This is a genomic window from Streptomyces sp. NPDC054796, assembly GCF_053611545.1.
Genome location: NZ_JBSHAO010000029.1, coordinates 78,963 through 101,416 on the forward strand (window position 1 = coordinate 78,963; position 22,454 = coordinate 101,416).

The 22,454-nt window shown below is 74.1% G+C and carries 11 protein-coding genes; 8 read left to right on the forward strand and 3 right to left on the reverse strand.

The window, feature by feature from the left end:
• Nucleotides 1-123 precede the first annotated feature (123 nt).
• Nucleotides 124-1,287: an aminoglycoside phosphotransferase family protein gene (locus tag ACWGJ2_RS23635; RefSeq protein WP_453348174.1), complete on the reverse strand. Its 1,164-nt coding sequence runs from the start codon at nucleotides 1,285-1,287 to the stop codon at nucleotides 124-126.
• Between the two features lie 305 nt (nucleotides 1,288-1,592).
• Here ACWGJ2_RS23635 and ACWGJ2_RS23640 point away from each other — a divergent pair, with 305 nt between their 5' ends.
• Nucleotides 1,593-3,101 (forward strand): DNA-binding protein NsdB, encoded by a 1,509-nt coding sequence (locus tag ACWGJ2_RS23640; RefSeq protein ID WP_453348175.1) that lies wholly within the window; start codon nucleotides 1,593-1,595, stop codon nucleotides 3,099-3,101.
• A gap of 54 nt (nucleotides 3,102-3,155) precedes the next feature.
• Here ACWGJ2_RS23640 and ACWGJ2_RS23645 read toward each other — a convergent pair whose 3' ends face one another.
• Nucleotides 3,156-4,703, reverse strand: a complete 1,548-nt coding sequence (locus ACWGJ2_RS23645) for a PP2C family protein-serine/threonine phosphatase (protein ID WP_453348176.1) — start codon at nucleotides 4,701-4,703, stop codon at nucleotides 3,156-3,158.
• A gap of 304 nt (nucleotides 4,704-5,007) precedes the next feature.
• Between ACWGJ2_RS23645 and ACWGJ2_RS23650 the strand changes: the two genes are divergently transcribed.
• The 5 genes from ACWGJ2_RS23650 (at nucleotide 5,008) to ACWGJ2_RS23670 (ending at nucleotide 18,157) form a co-directional block, all read left to right on the forward strand.
• A complete protein-coding gene (locus ACWGJ2_RS23650) occupies nucleotides 5,008-6,468 on the forward strand; it encodes a HEAT repeat domain-containing protein (protein ID WP_453348177.1) in 1,461 nt (486 codons plus the stop codon).
• Nucleotides 6,469-6,633: 165 nt separating this feature from the next.
• Complete coding sequence (locus ACWGJ2_RS23655) at nucleotides 6,634-10,269, forward strand: hydantoinase B/oxoprolinase family protein (protein ID WP_453348178.1); 3,636 nt, start codon at nucleotides 6,634-6,636, stop codon at nucleotides 10,267-10,269.
• Nucleotides 10,270-10,457: 188 nt separating this feature from the next.
• On the forward strand, nucleotides 10,458-11,969 hold the full coding sequence (locus tag ACWGJ2_RS23660; protein ID WP_453348179.1) for a hypothetical protein: 1,512 nt from the start codon (nucleotides 10,458-10,460) through the stop codon (nucleotides 11,967-11,969).
• Nucleotides 11,970-12,284: 315 nt separating this feature from the next.
• The gene (locus ACWGJ2_RS23665) at nucleotides 12,285-13,160 is read left to right on the forward strand and encodes a hypothetical protein (protein WP_453348202.1); all 876 of its coding nucleotides are present in this window, start codon (nucleotides 12,285-12,287) and stop codon (nucleotides 13,158-13,160) included.
• Between the two features lie 65 nt (nucleotides 13,161-13,225).
• Complete coding sequence (locus tag ACWGJ2_RS23670) at nucleotides 13,226-18,157, forward strand: hypothetical protein (protein ID WP_453348180.1); 4,932 nt, start codon at nucleotides 13,226-13,228, stop codon at nucleotides 18,155-18,157.
• A 37-nt stretch (nucleotides 18,158-18,194) separates the two neighbouring features.
• Here ACWGJ2_RS23670 and ACWGJ2_RS23675 read toward each other — a convergent pair whose 3' ends face one another.
• Complete coding sequence (locus ACWGJ2_RS23675) at nucleotides 18,195-18,701, reverse strand: hypothetical protein (protein WP_453348181.1); 507 nt, start codon at nucleotides 18,699-18,701, stop codon at nucleotides 18,195-18,197.
• 236 nt (nucleotides 18,702-18,937) lie between these two features.
• Between ACWGJ2_RS23675 and ACWGJ2_RS23680 the strand changes: the two genes are divergently transcribed.
• Together ACWGJ2_RS23680 and ACWGJ2_RS23685 are read left to right on the forward strand one after the other, a co-directional pair.
• On the forward strand, nucleotides 18,938-22,009 hold the full coding sequence (locus ACWGJ2_RS23680; protein ID WP_453348182.1) for a nitrate- and nitrite sensing domain-containing protein: 3,072 nt from the start codon (nucleotides 18,938-18,940) through the stop codon (nucleotides 22,007-22,009).
• Nucleotides 22,006-22,437, forward strand: coding sequence for a roadblock/LC7 domain-containing protein (locus tag ACWGJ2_RS23685; RefSeq protein WP_453348183.1), 432 nt, complete (start codon nucleotides 22,006-22,008; stop codon nucleotides 22,435-22,437). The genes ACWGJ2_RS23680 and ACWGJ2_RS23685 overlap by 4 nt, the downstream gene beginning before the upstream one ends.
• The last annotated feature ends 17 nt before the right edge of the window (nucleotides 22,438-22,454 follow it).

Consider the following 22,454-nt stretch of genomic DNA (forward strand, 5'->3'; position numbering starts at 1 on the left):
CCGCGGGGGCCGGGCCTGCGCCCCCCCGCCCCCCCGGGCCCGCCCCCCGTCCGCTGGCGGTCCCCCCCGCGCGCCCCCCCCCCTGCGCGCCCCCGCCCCCGGCCCGGGGCCCCCCGGGACGCTTCAGCGGGTGCCGACCGCGGCGCGCACCGCGCGGCGCGCGAGCCCGCAGTCGTCGTGCAGCCGCCGCAGCAGCAGCCGCTGCTCCTCGCCGGTGGCCATCGCGCCGGGGCGCTCCCCGCCCGTCGGAAGGGAGACGGCGGGGGAGGGGTCGCGCATGGTGCGCTGCACGGCGGTCTCGTATCTGCGGATCTCCCTGGTGAGCACCAGCATCAGGTTCACCAGGAACGCGTCGCGCGAGGCGGGCCCCGCCGACTGCGCGAGCTGGCTGATCTGACGCCGTGCCACGGGCGCGTCACCGAGCACGGACCACAGCGTCGCCAGGTCGTACCCCGGCAGATACCAGCCCGCGTGCTCCCAGTCGACGAGCGCGGGACCCGTGGGGGCCAGCAGCACGTTGGTGAGCAGGGCGTCACCGTGGCAGAACTGCCACGGCGCGCCGTGCTTTCCCCCCGCGTGCGCGATGCCGTGCAGCAGCTTCTGGAGGTCGCCGAGGTCGCGGTCGGTGAGCAGGCCCAGCTCGTGGTAGCGCGCCAGGCGGGCCGGGTAGTCGACGGGCCGCTCGAACATCGAGGGCGGAGGCTGCCACTGGTTGACCCGGCAGAACGAGCCGAGTACGGCGCGCAGATCGCCGCGTGGCGGTGCCTCGAACGGGTGACGTTGCGTCGAGACGATCCTCCCGGGCAGCCGCTCGATGACGAGCGTGCACGCCTCGGGGTCGGCGGCCACCAGCCGCGGCACCCGCACAGGCGGGCGGTGGCGCACGAACGTACGGTAAGCGGCTATTTCGTGCTGGAACCGTTCGGCCCACGCGGGCGAATGGTCCAGTAAACACTTGGCCACGACGGGGCTGCGTCCTGCCGTGCCCGCGAGCAGCACGGAGCGGCCGTAGCGGCGCAGCACCTGTACGGGGTGGAAGTCGGGGCAGATGCGGTGCACGGAGGCGATGGCCGAACGCAGTTGGGCGCCCTGGGGGCCTGACAGGTCCAGTCTTCCGCTGAGGGGAGGAGTCCCGGTGCCGTTCGCACGCCGCTGCTGCCTTCCGGGGCCGCCGTGCGGAGGGGACTGGAACGGCGGATCGGAGGGCGGGACCGTGCTCCTGCCGCCGTAGGGCTGCGGCAGACGCGGTCGAAGGGGCGCGGACACGGGGGACGTTGCTGGATACATGGGCGAGCAGGATCCCTTCGTGCGCCGACGGGTTGCAGCGCTCCCGGCCCGGTGGCGACCTGTGCACCCTGGGGAATGCCGGTCGTCCAGAATGACCTGACGTACACCCGGCGTCCCGGACGTCGGTGTGGCCGACGTCCGGGCCGTCGTCGGTGTGCGAACCGGGCCGGGATGGCGCGTTCCTACAGCACACCCCGGCCCGGGTGGCACACCATCTGGCGAACCCTGGCGAACCCTGGCGAATGCTCGCAGTGCCGTGAAGCGGGCCGTTAGTGTCAACTCAGCCGAGAACCTGGGGGCTTGACGTGACAAAGGGACCCAACACCCGCCTCGCGGACCTCTTCGGCCTCGCCGGATGGTCCAAGGGGGAACTCGCGCGGCTAGTGAACCGGCAGGCGGCGGCCATGGGCCACCCGCAGTTGGCGACCGACACCTCGCGAGTGCGGCGTTGGATCGACACGGGGGAGTCCCCGCGCGATCCGGTGCCCAAAGTGCTGGCAGCCCTGTTCACCGAGCGACTCGGCCGTGTCGTGACCACCGAGGACCTCGGGTTCAGCAAGCCAGGGCAAGCGGGGAAGCGGCAGCGGTCCGGACCGGACGAGCTGCCGTGGGTGCCCGAGCGGACTGCCGCGGTCCTCACCGAATTCACGGGAATGGACCTCATGCTCAACCGACGCGGCTTGATGGGCGCGGGTGCCGCGCTCACCGCAGGATCGGCACTCTCCAGTGCCATGTACGACTGGCTCCAGGCGGATCCCGCCCTGGTGACCGGTGCTTCCCACACTGACAACGTCTTCCCCATGGACCAGGTCTCCCTGGACCGGTACGAAGCGGCTCCCGTAGGGGCGCAGGAGATCGAGGCGCTGGAGCGTTCCGTCGAGGTCTTCCGGGCCTGGGACGCGGCACGCGGCGGCGGACTCCAGCGCAAGGCCGTGGTGGGGCAGCTCAACGAGGTGGGCGGCATGCTCGCCTACCACCACCCCGACCACCTCCAGCGCAGGCTGTGGGGCGTCGCGGCCAATCTGGCCGTGCTCGCGGGCTGGATGTCCCACGACGTGGGCATGGAGCCCACGGCGCAGAAGTATTTCGTGATCGCCGCGCACGCGGCCCGCGAGGGCGGCGACCGCCCCCGCGCGGGGGAAGCGCTTTCCCGCGCGGCGCGCCAGATGGTGCATCTGGGCCGCCCGGACGACGCACTCGATCTGATGAAGCTGGCGCACGCGGGCTCGGGGGACGAGACCCTGCCGCGCACCCGCGCGATGCTCCACACCATCGAGGCGTGGGCCCAGGCGTCGATGGGACGCGGCCAGGCGATGCGGCGCACGCTCGGCGAGGCCGAGGAACTGTTCGCCTCGGACAAGGGCGATGTGCCGCCCCCGAGCTGGATGCAGATGTTCGACGAGGCGGATCTGCACGGCATGCAGGCGCTTGCCTTCCGTACGCTCGCCGAGCACGATCCCTCGGCCGCCAAGAACGCCGAGCAGCACGCCAAGCGCGCCCTGGACCTGCGGGTCAAGGGGCGCCAGCGCTCGAAGATCTTCGACTATCTCTCCCTGGCCTCCGCCTGCTTCATCGGCAACGACCCCGAACAGGCCGACCGCTACGCCCGGCTGGCCCTCATGAGCATCGGCGAGAACTCCTCGCACCGCACATGGGACCGGCTCCGCGAGATGTACCGCCTGACCGGGCAGTACGCCGGTTACGCGCGCATCGAGGACCTACGCGAACAGATCCAGCGGGCGCTGCCGAAGGCGCCCAGGCCCTCACGGGGCAAGGGGATCAAGGGGGCGGGGGCCGTCACCAGGAGCGTGTGACCACCGTCCCTTCACGCCTCACCGTGCACAGATCACGTCACGGTGGTGCACAGATCACGGGCTCACCCGGGCGACGAGCACGCACGCGTCGTCCTCGCGCTCCTTGTCGCCGAACGCTTCCACCACCGCGCGCACGCACTCCTGTGCCGTACGCGCCGAGGCGAAGCGGGGGGCGAGGCTCAGGAGGCGGTCGGCGCCCGTCTGCGGCTCGTCCTCGTCGGCCTCCAGACGGCCGCTGCGCGGGGCGAGTCCGTCGGTGTGCAGTACGAGTACGTCGCCGGGCAGCAGCGTCTCGGTGTGCTCCCCGTACGACGCGCCCGAGGTGACGCCGAGCAGCACGCCCTCGGGGGGCCGCAGCACCCTGCCCTCGCCGCCGCGGAACAGCAGGGGCGCGGGATGGCCCGCCTGCGCCCAGGTCAGGGAGCGGGCGCGGGGGTCGTAGCGGCAGCACACCGCGCTGCCCAGCGCGGGCTGGGAGGCCGAGTCGAGGAGCTGGTTGAGATGTCCCATCAGGGGGCCGGGCCCCACCCCGGCCACCGCCATGCCGCGCACGGCGCCCAGCAGCATCGCCATGCCCGAGGTGGCCGCCACCCCGTGCCCGGTGAGATCACCGGCGGACAGCAGGGTGGCGCCGTCGGGCAGCTCCATCGCGTCGTACCAGTCGCCGCCGATCAGCGCGCTCGTGGCGGACGGCAGATAGTGCGAGGCGAGATCGAGGGACCCGGTGGTCCCGGCGCCGGAGTGCGGGAAACGGAGGGAACCGCGCCACGGCGGGAGCACGGTCTCCTGGAGTTCGACGGCGAGCCGGTGCTCGGTCCTGGCGATGTGCTCCTCGCGCCGCAGCGAGTCACGGGACTCGCGCACGGCACGCTCGCTGCGGCGCAGCTCGCTGACGTCGCGGAGCACCGCCCACATGGAGGCGGTGCCTCCGTCGCCGTCGAGCACGGGCTCGCCGACCATGTGGAGCGTGCGGACGGCGCCGTCCGGGCGGACGGCGCGGAACTCCTGGTCGATGGGCCTGCCGTCGACCAGGCAGTCCGTGACGGCGGCGGCCAGCGCGGGCTGGTCCTCCTCCAGCACCCAGGAGGGCAGCTCGTCCAGGGAGAGGGGGCCGTCGGCGTGGGTGCGGCCGAAGATGGCGTACAGCTCGTCGGACCAGGAGACCTCGTCGGTCAGCAGATTCCACTCGGCGCTGCCCACCCGCGCCACCAGCGAGGCGGAGCCCCCGGGCGCGTATGCCGCGACGGGCACCGCGCCATACGCCCCGGGTGGGAAGGGAGGGGCGGCCGAGGGGGATCCGGGGCTGCTTCCGGGGGCCTCCCCCAGGGGCGCGGGCACGTCGGGGGAAGCGTCGGGAGAGCCCTCGCGGAGCTGGCCGAGGTGACCGTTGAGATCGTCGAGATGGTGGACCGCGAGATCGCACAGCGCGCGCTGCCAGCGCGTCCTCGGATCGGCCTCGGCTTCCTCGTACGCGCTCGCGGTGTCACGGCGCACGGCGTCGATGCCGCCGCGCAGGCGGCGCGTCTGCGTGATCAGGGCGTCCAGCACGCCTCGCTGGGGAGGCTGGGCCGCCGAGTGGTCCGCATGGAGGTGGGACGGCATATCGGGCTCCGATACGGGATGAGGGCCGGTAACGACTCTTGCACAGCCTGCGACGGCCCGTAAGGGATTTGGCGACACACGATGCGGTGGTGCTGAGGGCATATGCACGAGACCGGGCGTACCGGCCCGTGCCGGTGCATACCCCCAGGTCGGCGGAATGAAAGATTCCCCGGTAGGCTCCCCGCGCCGGTCCCGCCCCTGGGCGTGTCCACGAACCAGGAGTAGAACCGTGGCCACCGGCAAGAATGCCGGTCAACGGAAATCCCGTTGCCAGTCGAAGACCCCGCACCGGATGCTGACCCTTATGTTCGTCGATTCCGTCGATTCCGACATAGCGCCCAGCGGCACCCTGCTCGGCCTCCTCCAGCGAGGCCGCGGCGACGGGACGCTGCATGCCCTGGCGGCGCCGCGTACCGAAGCGCTCGCCGCGCTTCGCCAGTGCGTGCTGCACGACCCCCGGCGCGACTGGCACATCGAGCACCGCTCGCTCTACTACGCCCGCCTCCATATGGAGCTGGACGCAGGGCTCGACGACTTCGAGAAGCATCTCTTCCACCCGGACGACCAGCTCGGGGACGCGGCCGACGCCGAGGCCCGCACAGGGCTCGCCCTCTCCGTGCTCGGCCACCTCGCCTCCTACGGGGACGAGGGCGCGCTCGCCCTGCTGCGCCGCTACGCCACGGCGGGCGCCAACTGGCAGTGGGCCCTGGACGAACTCGCCGTCCGCGACGAGGACGCCGGGCTGCGCGCCCTCGGCCCCGCCGTGCTCGCCCGCTTCCCCGGCACCCCGGAGGGCGACGCTGCGCTCGCCGCCGCCGCGCGCGACGCCTTCGAGCCCCGCCCCTGGCGGCTCTGGGCGGAGGACGCGGCCCACCCGGCGCAGGCCGACCGGCTGCGGCGCGTGCGCGAACAGGGCTCCTTCGACCGCTGGCAGCGCCAGCTGCGCACCTCGGGACCGCGCCCGGGATGGAGCGTCCGCGAGGTCCTCGACTGGGCACAGGACGGGTACGAACAGCACCCGCCCCAGCACCGGGAGTCCGCCGCGGCACGCTGCCTGGCCGCCGTCGCGGGGCCCGAGGACCGCGCCGAACTGCTCGCCGCGGCCCGCGGCCCCCGTGAGGCGGCGCGCGCCGCCGCGCTGCGCCACCTCGCCGAGCGCGACGGTGCCGGGGTGCTCGACCTCATCGAGGAGGCCGCGGCCGATCCGAACGAGACCGTCTCCACGGCCGCGCTCACCTCCTTCGCCAGGATGCGCAGCGTGGCGGCACTGGAGAGGGCCAGGCAGTGGGCCGTGGCCCCCGAGGACACGCTGCCCGACGGGCTGGCCGCCGTCGCCGCCGAGATGCTCGCCTGCCGGGGCGCGCGCCGGGACGCCGACGCCGTACTGACCGCGCTGCGCCGCACCATCCGCCGTCACGGCCCGGACAGCGAGGCGCTGTGGCCCCTGGTCGACGGCGCCGGACGGCTCACCATCGCCTGCGCCGCACCGGTGCTGCGCCACATCTACCGCGAGACCGCCTCCTCCCAGTTGCGCGGACGCGCGGCCCGCGCGCTGGCGGCCACCGATCCCTCCTTCCCCGCCGGGTTCGCCATCGAGTGCCTGTGGGACTGCGAGGAGACCACCCGCGAGGTCGCGGCGCAGTGCGCGACGACGGGCGACGCGCGGGTCGTCGAGAGGCTGCGCAGGCTCGCCGCCGACCCGGCAGAGGAGGCCGGTGTCCAGAGCGCCGTGCGCGGCAGGCTCAGCCCCGACGGGGGACGCTGACGGGCTCCGGGCCGGGTCCCCTGACGGGGTTCCGGTGGCGCCGACGGATTTCCGGGCCCAGGGGCGCCGACGGGTTCCGCCGTCCACGTCACCTCTCTGCCCTGCCCTCACCTGACACGTCGCCGGACCCCTCGTCGACGTGTCCGCGCCTGGCACGATGGCGGGATGAGCGGGCGATGGGAATTCTGGATCGACCGGGGCGGCACCTTCACCGACGTGGTGGGCAAGCGGCCCGACGGCAGCCTCGTGACCGAGAAGCTCCTCTCGCACGACCCGGAGCGCTATCGCGACGCCGCCGTCGAGGGCATCCGCCGCATGCTGGGCACGGCCCCCGGCGAGCCGGTACCGGCGGAGCGGATCGAGGCCGTGAAGATGGGCACCACCGTCGCCACCAACGCGCTGCTGGAGCGCAAGGGCGAGCCCACCGTCCTGGTCACCACGGAGGGGTTCAGGGACGCGCTCCGCATCGCGTACCAGAACCGGCCCCGCCTCTTCGACCGGCACATCGTGCTCCCCGAGGCGCTGTACGAGCGCGTCATCGAGGTGCCCGAGCGGATGGCCGCCGACGGCAGCACCGTGCGGGAGCTGGACCGCGAGGCGACGGCCGAGGCGCTGCGCGCCGCGTACGCCGAGGGCTTCCGCAGCGCCGCCGTCGTCCTGCTGCACGCCTACCGCCACTGGGCGCACGAGGAGGAGACCGCGCGGCTCGCCAGGGAGGCGGGCTTCACTCAGGTCAGTTGCTCCCACGAGGTGAGCCCGCTCATCAAGCTCGTGCCACGCGGCGACACCACCGTCGTGGACGCCTATCTCTCGCCCGTGCTGCGCCGCTACGTGGACGAGGTCGCCGGGGAACTCCGGGGTGTGCGGCTGATGTTCATGCAGTCCAACGGCGGACTGCGCGAGGCCACCCACTTCCGCGGCAAGGACGCGGTGCTCTCAGGACCCGCCGGCGGCGTCGTCGGCATGGCGCGCGCCTGCGCGGAGGTCGGCCACGAGCGGGTCGTCGGCTTCGACATGGGCGGCACCTCGACGGATGTCTCCCACTACGCGGGCCAGTTGGAGCGCGTGTTCGGTACCGAGGTCGCCGGTGTGCGGATGCGGGCGCCGATGATGGACATCCACACCGTCGCCGCGGGCGGCGGCTCCGTGCTGCACTACGACGGCGCCCGCTACCGCGTCGGCCCCGACTCTGCGGGCGCCGTCCCGGGACCGGCCTGCTACCGGCGCGGCGGGCCGCTGACGGTCACCGACGCCAACGTCATGCTCGGCCGCGTACAGCCAGCACACTTCCCCGCCGTCTTCGGCCCAGGAGGCGACGCGCCGCTCGACGCCGAGGCCGTGCGTGAGGGCTTCGCGCGCCTCGCCGAACGGACTGCGGACGGCCGCACTCCGGAACAGGTCGCCGAGGGCTTCCTGGAGATCGCCGTCCTCAACATGGCCAACGCCGTCAAGAAGATCTCCGTGCAGCGCGGCCACGACATCACCCGCTACGCGCTCGCCAGCTTCGGCGGCGCGGGCGGCCAGCACGCCTGCGCCGTCGCCGACGCGCTCGGCGTGGACACCGTCGTCGTCCCGCCGCTGGCCGGTGTCCTGTCCGCCTACGGCATCGGGGTCGCCGACGCGACCGCGCTGCGCGAGCGCTCCGTAGAGGCCCGGCTCACCGACGCGTGCCTCACCGAGGTACGGGAACTGTGCGACGGACTCGCCGCGCAGACCCGCGAGGAGCTGCGCTCCGACGGCATCCCCGACGCCGCCGTCGCCACCTCCGCACGCCTGCAACTGCGCTACGAGGGCACGGACGCGGCCCTGACCGTCGCGCTCGACGACCGTGCCACGATGCTGGCCCGCTTCGAGGAGGAGCACAGGGCGCGGTACGGGTTCGCCATGGACAAGCCCGTCGTCGTGGCGACAGCCGTCGCCGAGGCCACCGGGGCCGCCGGGCCTCACAGCGCCCGTACCGCGCCCGAGGGGGAGCGGGAAGGGGACCTGGAGCCCGCCGACGTGGTGCGGATGCACACGGCCGGTGAGTGGCGCGAGACGGCGCTCTACCGGCGCGACGACCTGCGTCCCGGCGACACGGTCGAGGGGCCCGCGATCCTCGCCGAGGCGGACGCGACGACCGTCGTCGACCCGGGCTGGCGCGCCGCCGCCGACCCGCGCGGGCATCTGCTGCTCACGCGCGTGGCGGCCCGCACGGCGGTCGCGGCCGTCGGCACCGATGTGGACCCGGTCAGGCTGGAGGTCTTCAACAACCTCTTCATGGCCGTCGCCGAGCAGATGGGCGTGCGCCTGGAGAGCACCGCGCACTCCGTCAACATCAAGGAGCGGCTCGACTTCTCCTGCGCCCTCTTCGACGGCGAGGGCAACCTCATCGCCAACGCGCCCCACATCCCCGTGCACCTGGGCTCCATGGGGGAGTCCATCAAGGAGGTGCTGCGCCGCAGGGGGCCGGAAGCGGACGGCGGGTCCGGCGCCGAAGGCGGCACTGGCGGTGACACGGGCGGCATGCGTCCAGGGGACGTCTACGCGATCAACGACCCGTACCACGGCGGCACCCACCTGCCGGACGTCACCGTCGTCACCCCCGTCTTCTCGCGGGACGGCCGCGATCTCCTCTTCCTCGTCGCCTCGCGCGGACACCACGCGGAGATCGGCGGGCTCACCCCCGGCTCCATGCCCGCCTTCAGCCGTACCGTCCACGAGGAGGGCGTCCTCTTCGACAACTGGCTGCTGGTGCGCGACGGTTCCCTGCGCGAGGCGGAGACCAGGGAACTGCTCGCCTCGGCACGCCACCCCTCCCGCGCCCCCGACGCCAACCTCGCCGACCTGCGCGCCCAGATCGCCGCCAATGAGAAGGGCATCGCCGAGATCCACAAGATGATCGACCAGTTCGGCCTGGACGTCGTGCGCGCCTACATGGGCCATGTGCGCGGCAACGCCGAGGAGTCGGTGCGCCGGATCGTCGCCGGGCTGGCGGACGGCGAGTACGCCTACGAGACCGACAGCGGCGCCGTCATCCGGATCGCCGTCACCGTGGACCGCGAACGCCGCGCGGCCGTGCTCGACTTCACCGGCACCTCGCCCCAGCGCGACGACAACCTCAACGCGCCCAGCTCCGTCGTCCTGGCCGCCGTGCTCTACGTCTTCCGCACCCTCGTCGCCGACGACATCCCCCTCAACAGCGGCTGCCTGACCCCGCTGGAGGTCCGCATCCCCGAGGGCTCCATGCTCGCGCCCGCCTACCCCGCGGCCACGGTCGCGGGCAACGTCGAGACCTCGCAGGCCGTCACCGGCGCCCTGTACGCGGCCCTCGGGGTCCAGGCCGAGGGCTCGGGGACCATGAACAACGTGACGTTCGGCAACGACCGCGTCCAGTACTACGAGACCGTCGCCAGCGGCTCGGGCGCGGGCGACGGGTTCGACGGCGCCGACGCCGTGCAGACCCACATGACCAACTCGCGCCTCACCGACCCCGAGGTGCTGGAGTTCCGCTACCCCGTGCGCGTGGACGGCTTCGCCGTGCGCGAGGGCAGCGGCGGCCGGGGACGCCACCGGGGCGGCGACGGCGTGGTGCGCCGACTGCGCTTCCTGGAGCCGATGACGCTCGCCCTGCTCACCGGGCACCGGCGCGTCCCCCCGTACGGCATGGCGGGCGGCGAGTCCGGCGCGCTCGGCGTCAACGCGATCGAGCGCGCCGACGGCACCGTCGAGGAGCTGGCCGGGCGCGACGCGGCCGACGCGGGGGTGGACGATGTCCTGGTGCTGCGCACACCCGGTGGCGGAGGCTACGGGCACGCCTGAGAAGGTGAGCGGCGCACGACGCACAGAAGACGCACGGAAGACGCACGGAAGACGCACGAAGACGGACGGAACGGACGCCGTACCGGGCCTCACGCGGAGCCTTCCGAGGTCAGACACGGTGGCATGGACGTACCACCACATCCGTGCCGTTTCGGCTGTTGTCAGTGTGACCGCTTAGTGTGTCCGTCGTGACTGAGCACGTGCCGACGACCATCCCGTCCCCGGCCCCAGGGCCCGCAGCCGACGAGGGGCTGGCCCGTCGGCTGCGCGCGCTCGCGTGCACCGCCCCCCTGCACGATCTCGACACCCGCAAGGCGAACCTCGCGGGCGAGTACAGCACGTACGCCATGGCCGAGGTCGCGCTCGCCGCGATCGATCTCGTCACCCTCCAGATGGACTTCGACACCGGCGCCGATCACGAGCAGATAGTGGCCAGGCTGCTGCCCCGCGTCGCCGCGCAGGCGCCCCGGCGCTCCGCCGCCGAGCACGAGCGCGTCGCCCGCTGGGTGCTGGAGAACCTGATCAACGTCGGCAGCGTGGACCGAGGCTTCCGCGCCGTCTACGGCACCTTCGGACCCGACGGCGCCTATGTGCGCAGGGACTACGACTTCAAGCTCATCGAGGAGGTCGCGGGGCCCGGCGGCAGCGTCTATCTGCGCACCACGGACGAGGCGGTGAACGTCCTCGTCGGCGCTCTCGACACCGATGTCACCAGCGCCCAGATCGCCGCCGAGGTCAAGCTCGAAGTCCTCATCAACCGGGGCAGGCTGGCCGACGCGCAGCTCGCGGCCGAGCAGGCCCGCTATCGCACCGTCCAGTACGCCGAGACGCTGCGCCGCACCCTGGAGGCCACCCGCCGCAACGTCCGCGCGGTCGACTGGCTGAACACCGTCCCGGACATGATCGCCGAAGCGCTGGACCACGTAGCCGACAGGTACCGCCACGAGAACGCCATCCTCACCAACATCCGCAAGGCCAGGGACGAGGCCGCCTCCGAGCGCGGCCCGGACCACAAGCGGCGCGCCGCCGAGCTGGTGGACATCGTCAAGGACTGCATCCGCCGCCACACCCAGCTCCAGTCCCGGCTGCTGGAGGCGGGCCCCCTCTTCCGCGCCGAGCAGGACAGACAGGCGTTCGCGCCCCCGGCGGCACGCGCCGGCCTCGATCTGTACGGACAACTCGTGGCGCCTCTGCTGCCGCTGCCCCTGGAGCGCGCGACGCGCGTGACGGACGCCTTCTTCGCGCGCGGCACGGGGCTGCGCACGCCCGGAGCGGTCCGGGTCGGCGATCTCGTCGACGTACTGCTGACCCCGCCCACGCCGCGCGAGCACCTGGGCGCGGAGATGCCGGAGCCCGATCTGATCGCCACGCCGGACGACAGCCGCTTCAGCGAGGAGCAGCTGGAGTCCGCGATGGAACTGCTGGACCTCCCCGCCGACGCGCCCCGGCGTCTGTCGGGGCTGCTGGCGGACGCGCGCCGCCGCGATCCCGAACTGCCCTACCTGGTGGCGCTGCTCGCCGTCCACGCGGCGAGTCCGCCCGTCGGCACGGCCTACCGCCAGGGCGAACAGCAACTGCTCTTCGCCGTGGACGACGGCACCGAGCTGGACGACGCGGAGTTCGGCGGCGCCGATCTCATCGTCGGCAAGGCCCTCCTGGACTCGGCCGGAATGGCCGCCGAGCGCTCGGAGGTGGCATGAGATGGTCGCTTCCGCGGCCGGGCAGCCGAGATCTGTGGCCCGGCCCATGACACGGTTCTCGCCGCCCGGTGCGGTTGCCGGGTGCGGTGGTGTCTTCGTCCGCCGTACCGTCCGCGCCGTGTGCGCCGAGGTGCGGAGGGGCCCGGCCCGCCGTGCCAGGTACTCCGCCCCCGCGCTCTCCCTCCGAGCCCCCCGTATCCCCGTTCCACCCCGAGTCCCAGGAGCACCGCAACCGTGACTGAGTACGACGACCACACGGCCGCGCCCGTGGACGGCGCGGTGGGCGGCGGCGGGTCCTGGGCAGGGCCCGAGGCCGTGGAGGGGGGCGGCCATGGTCCCGCCGAGTCCGGACCGCGTGCCGCGCCGTCCGCCGTCACCCCGGCCGACGCCGCCGACGCGGCGCGGCTCGTGTCCTTCGGGCTGCACCCCAAGCTGCTCCCCGCGCGCGACGCCGAGTACGCCGAGCTGCTCAGGCGCTATCGCGACGAGCCCGCCTTCGCCCGCCTCGCCGACGCCGTCGCGACGGGCCTCGGCCTGGTCGTGCTGGAGGTCTCCACCCGCGCGGGCATGGCGCTCGCGGCCGAGGAGGATTCCGTGTTCGCCGTCCGCATGGGCGACTACGCGCGCCGCGCGACCGCCGACTCCGGAGACCGCTTCCTGCACGGCCTCGCCCATCTCGCCGTCGCCGCCATGGCCTTCCCCCGCCCCGAGGACCTCGCCGACGACGGCTACATCGGCCGCATCAGCGTCAACGGCGTGGACGCCTTCGTCCGGCAGGCGTGCCGCAGGCTGGAGGAGCGCGCCGAGGCGGAGGGCGAGAACACCGACCCGGCCACCGGAGCCCCAGGGCTGGAGGCCGCCTGGCGGGTGTACGCGCGCCGCAGCTCCACAGGCGCCACCAAGGACGCCCGCAGGCTCGCCGGGTCGACGACCGGCATCATCGCCAAGGCCGTCACCTTCCTCGTCGACTCCGGCTTCCTCCAGCGCACGGGGGACGACGCCGGAGGCACCTACCGCACCACGGCCCGCTATCAGCTCCAGGTCCGCGACATGGCGGGGAACGCCGCCATGGCGGAGCTGCTGGAGCTGGGTGTCGTCCCCGTGAGCGACGGCAGCGCCAGCCTGCTGCCGCCCGACGAGGGCGACGATCTGAACGTCGCGGCCGACGCCGGACTGCCCTTCCACTCCTGACCGCCGCACCCCGCTTCCCGCTCAGACCCCGCCCACTCCGTACGAGACAACGAGAGCCCGCCGCCATGTACGAGCTGTCCCGGATCCGCCTCTACTCCATCGGGCCCGCCGGTGCGCGCTACGCCGACACCGTCCTGGACCTGCGCGGAGTCGGCGACCCGGTGCCCAGCCCCGCCCCGGCCCAGGCGGACTTCTTCGAGGACGAGCCGACGGGCCCGCCCTGCCGCCCCGCGCCCGCGGGCGTGCTCTTCCTGGAGAACGGCGGCGGCAAGTCCGTCCTGCTCAAGCTGATCTTCTCGGTGATGCTGCCCGGCCACCGCAACACCCTCGGCGGCGCCAGCTCCGGCGTGCTGCGCAAGTTCCTGCTCGCCGACGACTGCGGCCATGTGGCGCTGGAGTGGCAGCACACGCTCACGGGCGAGAGCATCGTCGTCGGCAAGGTCAGCGAGTGGCGCGGGCGGCAGGTGTCCAACGACCCGCGGAAGTTCGCCGAGGCGTGGTATTCGTTCCGCCCCGGGCCCGGCATGAGCCTGGACTCCCTGCCCGTCGCCGAGTCGGCGGCGCTGCGCCCCTCGTCCGAGGGCGCCTCCTCCGCGCGCGGACGGCGTCGCACCATGAAGGGCTTCCGTGACGTCCTCACCGAGACGGGCAAGGCGTATCCCAACCTCGACGTCGTCTGGGAGGAGATCCACGAGCGCTGGAACGAGCATCTGACGGCCCTCGGCCTGGACCCCGAACTCTTCCGCTACCAGCGCGAGATGAACGCCGACGAGGGCGAGGCTGCGGGCCTCTTCGCCGTCAAGAACGACTCGGACTTCACCGACCTGCTGCTGCGCGCCGTCACCGACACCCGGGACACCGACGGCCTCGCCGATCTCGTGCACGGCTTCGCGCACAAGCTGGGCCGCCGGGCCGAGCTGACCGCCGAGCGCGACTTCACCGCGGGCTCCCTCGACCTCCTCAACCGCATCGCCGAGTCCGCCGTGCAGCGCGAGAGCGCCCGCGAGATCCACGGCGCCGCCGAGCACCGCACCCGCACCCTCGCCCGCCGCCTCGCGGCGCGCGGCACCCAGGAGCGGGGCCGCGCCGCCGAGCTGGCCGAGCAGGCGGACGAGGCGGAGCGCGCCGTCGAGGAGGCGAGGTCGGCGCGGGCCCGCTCCTCGCTCGTCGCCGCCGAACTCGCCTACCGCCATGCCTCGCTCGCCCTGGCGGCGGCCGAGAAGTCGGCGGCGGCGCAGCGCCGCGAGCTGACCGAGGCCCGCACCCTGCACTCCGCCTGGCAGGCCGCTGAGACGGTGCTCCAGCACCGCACGGCCGCCGACCGCTCTGCGCGCGTCGCCGCCGCCATCCAGGAGGCCGAGCGTGACGCGGCACCCGCGCTGGCGGCCCGCGCCAAGGCCGCGGCCGAACTCGTCCGGGCCCTGCACGCCGCCGCCGAACGCGGCGAGAACATCGCCGTCGAGGGCGAGGAGCGCGCCGCCGCGCTCCAGACGGAGAGCGAGGCGGCCCACAGGGACGCCACGGCGGCCGCCACCGAGGCCCAGCGGGCGCGCAGCGAGACGGAGCATCTGCGCCAGCGCCTCGCCGAGGTCGAGCAGGAGACCGCCGAGGCCGTACGCGCCGGCTGGATCGAGACCCCGGAGGGCTCCGGTTCCGGCTCCGAGGCCGACCCGGCGCGCGCCGCGCTCGCCGCCAGCGACGCGGAGAAGGAGGCGGTCGCCGCCTGGGAGAGCGCCAGGGACACCGCGCTGCGCACCGCCGAGCAGGCACGGGAGGCGGCGGCCGAGCACTCCGCCGCCGAACTCGCCTCGGCGCGGGCCGTGGACGCGGCCGAGGCGGCCGAGGCCGCCTACGACGGCGAGCGCCGCACGGCCGAGTCGCTGGGCGCCGAGGAGCGGCTCGCCGAACTGCTCGGGATGCCCCACCACGGCGCGGGCCGTGCCGAGCGGGGCGCCGGACTCCCGGGGCAGCGGACCGGCAAGGAGACCGCCGGGACGGCGGGCGCCGACGCCGCCCCGCACCAGCACGACGCCGCCCCCGGCGCCGCCCCGGAAGCCCCGGAAGCTCCGGAAGCTCCGGAAGCCGGGGGCCTCAGCGCCGCTGAGCTGGACCGCAGCGCCGAGGAACTGCGCGAGCTGCTGGACGATTCCGTCGGCGCCTCCGAGCGCCAGCTCTTCGAGCTGCGTACCGCAGCGGCCGAGGACTCCCGCATGCTGGGCGCCCTCGGCGACGGCGGACTGCTGCCGCCGGGACCCGATGTCACCGCCACCGTCGAGTACCTCGGCGAGCACGGTATCCCCGCCCTCCCCGGCTGGCGCTATCTTGCCCAGGCCGTCGATCCCGTCGACCACGCGGCCGTGCTCTCGGCGCGCCCCGAACTCGTCGACGGCGTCGTCATCACCGACCCCGCCAGCCACGCCAGGGCCCGCGACGTCCTCGCGGAGGCCACACTGCTCCCGCGTTCGGCCGTGGCCGTGGGCACCGCGGCCGCGCTCCTGGCGCCCACCCCCGCGCCGGGCTCCGAGGGAGACCGGAGCTCCGACGTGTTCCTCGTCCCGCCGAACCCCGCCATGCACGACGAGCACGCGGCGGACGACGAACGCCAGCAGTTGCGGCTGCGCGCCGCCTCACGGGACGAGGAGATCCGCGCCCTCGCCGCGCGCCTGACCGCCGACCGCGCGCTCGCGGCCCGCCTCGCCTCCTGGCGCACCGGCTGCCCGCCCGGACGGCTCGCCGAGCTGGCGGCGGCGGCGAGCGAGGCGCGTACGGCCGCCGACGCCGCACGCGCCCGCCTGGCCGAGGCCCGTACGGCACGCGCCGAGGCCGACGAGGCAGCCGCCGAGACCGCACGCGCCCGCGACGAGCGGCAGGAGCGCGCCCAGCGCGCCCGGCGCAGCGCCGATGCCCTCGCCGGGCTCGCCTTCCGGCTGCGCGAGCGCGCCAACTGGCAGACCAGGCTGCGCGAACTGGCCGACGAGACAGCGGCGGCCGAGGAGCGCGCCGAAGCCCTCGTGGAGCGCGCCCGCGCCGCCGACGAGGACCGCCGCGCGGCCCAGCGCGGCGCCGACGACGCACGCCGCACCGCGCGGGCACTGCGCGCCGAACGCGCCGAGATCGCGGGCGTGCCCGACGACTTCGACGAGGAGCAGGCCGCCGAGCCCTCGCCCACCTCGCTGCCCTCGCTGCGCGAGGCGTACCGCTCGGCCTCGCAGCTCTACGAGAAGGTCGGCGTCGGCGCCGATCTGCGCGCCGAGCAGGCGCGGGCCGAGAGCGACGAGTCGGCGGCCCTCGCCGCGCTCGACCGCCTCACCAACAAGGTCCGCACCCGCGCTGGCCAGCTCCTCGAAGGGCCCGACGGGGCCGACGGGCCCTCCCGCCAGGCCGCAGCGGCCCGCGCCGAGGCCCTCGTACAGAACCTGGAGACCCGCGCCTCGGCCGCCAGCGAACAGCTCGGACGGCTCCGCGGCGAGGCCGAACGCCTCGCGCCCGAGGACGGCGAAGCCCACACGGAGCTGCCCGAGGACCTCGTCCCCGCCGACGCCGGAGCGGCCCAGACCCTGCTGCGCACGGCCAACGGCGAACTGGCCTCCCGCGACGACGCGCTGGAGGCGGCGCGCACGACGCACGGCGAGCTGGTGCGCGCGCACCGCGCCGCCGAGGACGCGGCAGGCGGCTTCGACGAGACGGCCGCCATGCTCCGCGATCTCCTGCGCGACCCGCACGCCACCGCGCCCGACGAGGAGCCCGAGCGCACCGAGGCGTACGCGGGCAGCCTCGCCGAGGCCCGCCAGTCGGCGGCGGAGGCACGCCGTTCGCTGCGTGGCTGCGCCGCCGACCTCAGCGCGGCCGAGCAGGCCGTGCGCGAGGCGAGCGACGTCCTGGTACGGCACGCCAACTCCACCCGCTACGAGCAGGTGCGCACCCCGGCACGCCAGCAGATCAGGGAGCTGCCCGCTGCCGCGCTGCCGGAGCACGCGGCGGCGTGGGCCGAGGCGTTCGCGCCCCGGCTGCGGGTCCTCACGGACGAGCTGGAGCAGCTCGAACGCAACCGCGACAGCATCGTGGACCGGCTGCGCGGGCTCGTCGAGTCCTCGCTGACGACGCTGCGTTCGGCCCAGCGGCTCTCGCGGCTGCCGGAGGGGCTGGGGGAGTGGTCGGGCCAGGAGTTCCTGCGCATCCGCTTCGACGATCCGGACCAGGCCACGCTGACGGAGCGCCTGGGCGAGGTGATCGACGAGGCCACGCGCTCCGCCGTGCGCAAGAATTCGGACCTGCGCAGGGACGGCATGTCACTGCTGCTGCGCGGCGTCCACGCGGCGCTCCAGCCGCGCGGGGTCTCGGTGGAGATCCTCAAGCCCGACGCGGTGCTGCGCGCCGAGCGCGTACCGGTCGGCCAGATGGGCGACGTCTTCTCCGGCGGCCAGCTCCTCACGGCGGCCATCGCCCTCTACTGCACGATGGCCGCGCTGCGCAGCAACGACAGGGGCGACGAGAAGCACCGCCACGCGGGCACCCTCTTCCTGGACAACCCCATCGGCCGCGCCAACGCCACATATCTGCTGGAGCTCCAGCGGGCCGTGGCCGACGCGCTGGGCGTCCAGCTCCTCTACACGACGGGCCTGTTCGACACGACGGCGCTGGCGGAGTTCCCCCTCGTGATCCGGCTGCGGAACGACGCGGACCTGCGCGCGGGGCTGAAGTACATCAGCGTCGAGGAGCACCTGCGGCCCGGCCTGCCGCAGCAGGACCCGGAGGGCGAGACGGTCCACGGCGAGATCACCGCGACCCGCATGTTCCGCCGCCCCGACGGCCCCCAGGCGGAGCCGCCGAAGGCACCGGGCGTGATCCCGGAGCCCGGGGGCACGTCCACGGAGCCCGCCGATGTGGCCGACGGACCCGCCGCTCCGCCCGCCGACGAGCCCGTGCGCGGCGAGCCCGTCGCGGCCGAAGACGCCCCCGCCGGGCCGCCTACGTCAGCGGACAGCCCGTCCCTGTAAGCCGCCTCCTCCTGGGGCCGGGGCCCGGCGTGGGTGCTCAGCGCCGTCCGTCGGCCCGTCGCGTGGCGCCCGCCTGTTCGCCCGCGGCGTGCCCGCGTGTCCGTCCGGGCCCGTAACCGGCGTCGTACCCCGGCCCGTACGCGGGACCGGGACCCTGGCCCGGACCACGCGGCCCCGGCACCCGCGTGTCCCGCGCGCGCTCGCGTCCCCGCCCACGTTCCCGCTCCTGCTCCTGCTCCTGCTCCCGCGCCCGTTCCCGCTCCCGCTCCCGTGCCCACGCACGGGAGCGGGCCGCGCTGCTGGGCTCCGAGATCACGCCGTGCCGCTGGATCCAGACCTGCCGGGTCACCCACACGTCCAGCACCGCCCACGTCGCCACGACCGTCCCGGCGACGGTGGCCAGGACCATCGGAAAGGCCAGCCACACTCCGGCCAGCGAGCACAGCACGGCGACCATCACGAGAACCAGGGTCAGCGCGACGATGACGACCGCGCGGACAGCCGCTGCGCGGACCGGGTCGGGCAGCCTGGGCTTTGCGTACATGGGTCCTTCACTCCCCCTTCACGATCTTCCATACGCTTACCGTTCCACGTGCGTGTCCTGCGCCACAATCTCCGAACACGTGTCGGGGCATCGACGGACAACTCAGGATGAGGCACCCTGGACGCCCTGTTCCCACGCACGGACACATCTACGAGTGGGCCTCACCGCAGTAGTAGGCTCGCGCCGTTTGCTGTCGAAACTCGCCCCCGCGCGGTGGGGTTGACGTAGGGGAGGCCATGCGCTTTCGCGGGAAGTCGATCCGCCGGAAGATCGTGGTGCTGCTGCTGGTGCCGCTCGTCTCCCTCGTGTCCATCTGGGGATTCGCCACCTACATCACCACCCGCGAGGCCGCCGAACTCCTCGACGCCTCCGACACGCTGGACAAGGTCGGCTACCCGGCCGAGGACACCGCGCAGGCGATACAGAACGAACGGCGGCAGATTCTCGTCTACTTGGCCGATCCGCGCCGCTCCGACGCCCTCACCCGGCTCCACAAGCAGCAGCGCGAGACGGACAGCACCGTCTCCAAGATACGCTCCAACGCCGCCGACTCCGGCGTGCGTTCCGGCCTGAGCCACACCTCCCTCGCCCGCCTCGACGACCTCGTGGACGGTCTCGACGGCCTGCACAAGGTCCGCTCCAAGGTCGAGGACAACACCCTCACGCGCGGGGGCGCCTTCCAGGCGTACAACGAACTCATCGACCCCTGCTACACGTTCCTCACCTCCCTCGGCGGTCTGAACGACCCCGAGCTGGAGAAGCAGAGCCGCGCCCTCGTCGGCCTCACCCGCGCCCGTGAGTACCTGGCCCGCGAGGACGCGCTGATGTCGGCGGCGCTCGCCGCGGGGCACATGACCAAGGGCGACCGGCGCGCCTTCTCCGACCGGGTGGCTGAGCGCAACCTCGCCTACGAGACCAACCTCCAGTCGCTGCCGGCCGAGGAGCGCGAACGCTTCGACAAGTACTGGAACGGCACCGACGGCCGCACGCTGCGCAGCTACGAGGACGCCATCATCGGCGCCGGAGCGCGCGGCGCCACCGGCATCGTCGACTCCGAGCGCTGGGAGGCAGCGGCCTCCACCGTCCTCACCGACCTCGAACGCTTGGGGTACGAGGCGGGCGAGCGCTACAAGCAGCGGATGGAACCGGCCGCCACGAAGGTGCTCGTCCAGGCGGGCGCAGCCGGCGTGCTGGGCTTCATCGCCGTACTGGCCTCGCTCGTGATCTCCTTCCGGGTGGGCCGTGAACTGGTCCGCGACCTGAGCACGCTGCGCAAGCAGGCCAACGAGTCGGCCGGGGTGCGGCTGCCCAGCGTCATGCGGCGGCTCGCCGCAGGTGAACAGATCGACGTGGAGACCGAGGCACCGCGCCTGGACTACCCGCCCGACGAGACGGGCCAGGTCGGGCAGGCACTCAACACCCTCCAGCGCGCCGCCGTCGAGGCCGCCGTCAAGCAGGCCGACATGCGCCGCGGCGTCTCCGAGGTCTTCGTCAACCTCGCCCGCAGGAACCAGGTGCTGCTGCACCGCCAGCTCACCCTCCTCGACGCCATGGAGCGCCGCACCGAGGACGCCGACGAACTGGCCGACCTCTTCCGGCTCGACCACCTCACCACCCGCATGCGACGGCACGCCGAGGGCCTGGTCATCCTCTCCGGTGCCGCGCCCTCCCGGCAGTGGCGCAAGCCGGTGCAGCTCATGGACGTGGTGCGCGCGGCCGTCGCGGAGGTGGAGGACTACGAGCGCATTGAGGTGCGCAGGCTGCCACGGCTCGCCGTCGACGGCAGCGCGGTCGCCGACCTCACCCACCTGATCGCCGAACTCCTGGAGAACGCCACGGTGTTCTCGCCGCCCCACACGGCGGTCCAGGTGCTCGGCGAACGGGTCGCCAACGGCTTCACCCTGGAGATCCACGACCGTGGCCTGGGCATGGCGGCCGACGCGCTCCTCGACGCCAACCTGCGGCTCGCCGAGACCCCGGAGTTCGAGCTGTCCGACACGGACCGGCTCGGCCTGTTCGTCGTCTCCCGGCTCGCCCAGCGCCAGGGCGTCCGCGTCTCGCTCCAGCCCTCCCCGTACGGCGGCACCACCGCGGTGGTCCTGATCCCGGGCGCCGTGCTCACCGAGACCCCGGCCCGCGACGACGAGCGCGAGCAGCGCGGCACCGTCGAGAGCGGCACGGGCCAGGAGCCGCTGAGCAAGCGGCGCGACGCGCTCACCAAGGCGCGGGCCCCCTCCCTGGAGAACAGCACGGCGCGCCGTGTGCTGGACGCGCTCGACGGGCCCGTCGAGCTGGAGGCACCGCTCGGCGAGCTGGACGGCCCCGACAGCGGCGGCAGGCTCTTCCGCAACCGCAAGGGCAGGAGTACGGCACCGGCGCCTGGACCGGTCTCCGGCTCCGGACCCGGCTCCGGACCCGGCTCCGGACCCGCGCCCGAGCAGCACCAGTTGGCCGACGACGAGACCGACCCGTCGCTGCCCTCGGCGGGCCCGGGCGAGAAGGGCTCGGGGGAGAAGGCGCCGGGCGGCAAGGGCTCGGGCGAGCGGAGTCCGGGCAGTCCGGGCGACGACGGCCGCCCCGCGCCCCTGCCGCGCCGCCGCCCCCACACCCCCGTGCTGATCTCCGACCACGGGCGCACCGTGGGGGACGGCAAGCGCCTCCCGCGGCGCGAGCGGCGCTCCGAAGACGCCGGGGCCGCCGGAACCCCGTCCTCCCGGCCCTCCGGCGGCCCCGACGGGCTCGTCGCGCCGGGCGAACCGGGTGAACCGGACGACTCCGCCGGGCGCGCGAGGCAGCGCGAGAGCACGCGCGGAAACGGACGCGAAAGCGATCCGGAGCAAACACAAGGCATCCCGGGACAGCCGGGGAGCGAGCCGGAACGGGCCGAACCCGGCCCGTGGGACGGTTCCTCCGCCGGTCCTTCCCCGGACGCAGGACCCGGCTCCCGTACGGAGCCGGAGCCCGGCGCGGCGCACCGGACCCCGCCGTCCCCCGCGGCGGGAGACGAGGCGCCCGTGGCCAGGCCCGCGCAACTCGGCGGGCTGCCGAGGCGGGTGCGCCAGGCCAGCCTCGCGCCCCAGCTCAAGAAGGAGGCCCGCGAGACGGGCCGGCCCGCAGGGGAGGCCCGTCGCACCGGCGGCGCCTCCGAGGCCGACCGGCCCTGGGACCGCGACGCGGACGAGGTACGCAGCCGCATGGCCTCGCTCCAGCGCGGCTGGCAGCGCGGACGTGCGGAGAACGCCGCGCCGACGGGGGATGATGCGGGGGAGACAGCACCAGGAACGACACCGGAGGGGGACGGTCGATGACCGCACCAAAAGCCACAGCGAACACCGCCTCGCAGGGCGGTGAGCTGAACTGGCTCCTCGACGAGCTGGTCCAGCGCGTCGGCAGTATCCGCAAGGCCCTCGTCCTCTCCGGCGACGGGCTCCCCAGAGGGGCTTCCCAGGACCTCACCCGTGAGGACGGCGAGCACCTCGCGGCGGTGGCCTCCGGCTTCCACAGCCTGGCCAAGGGCGTCGGCCGCCACTTCGACGCCGGTACGGTCAGACAGACCGTCGTCGAGCTGGACGAGGCGTTCCTCTTCGTCACCGCAGCGGGCGACGGCAGTTGCCTCGCGGTGCTCGCCGACGCCGACTCGGACGTGGGCCTCGTCGCGTACGAGATGACCCTGCTGGTGAAGCGGGTCGGCGCCCACCTGGGCACCGCGCCACGCTCGGACCTCGGCGGAAGCTGACGGGACGGGTTGGACGG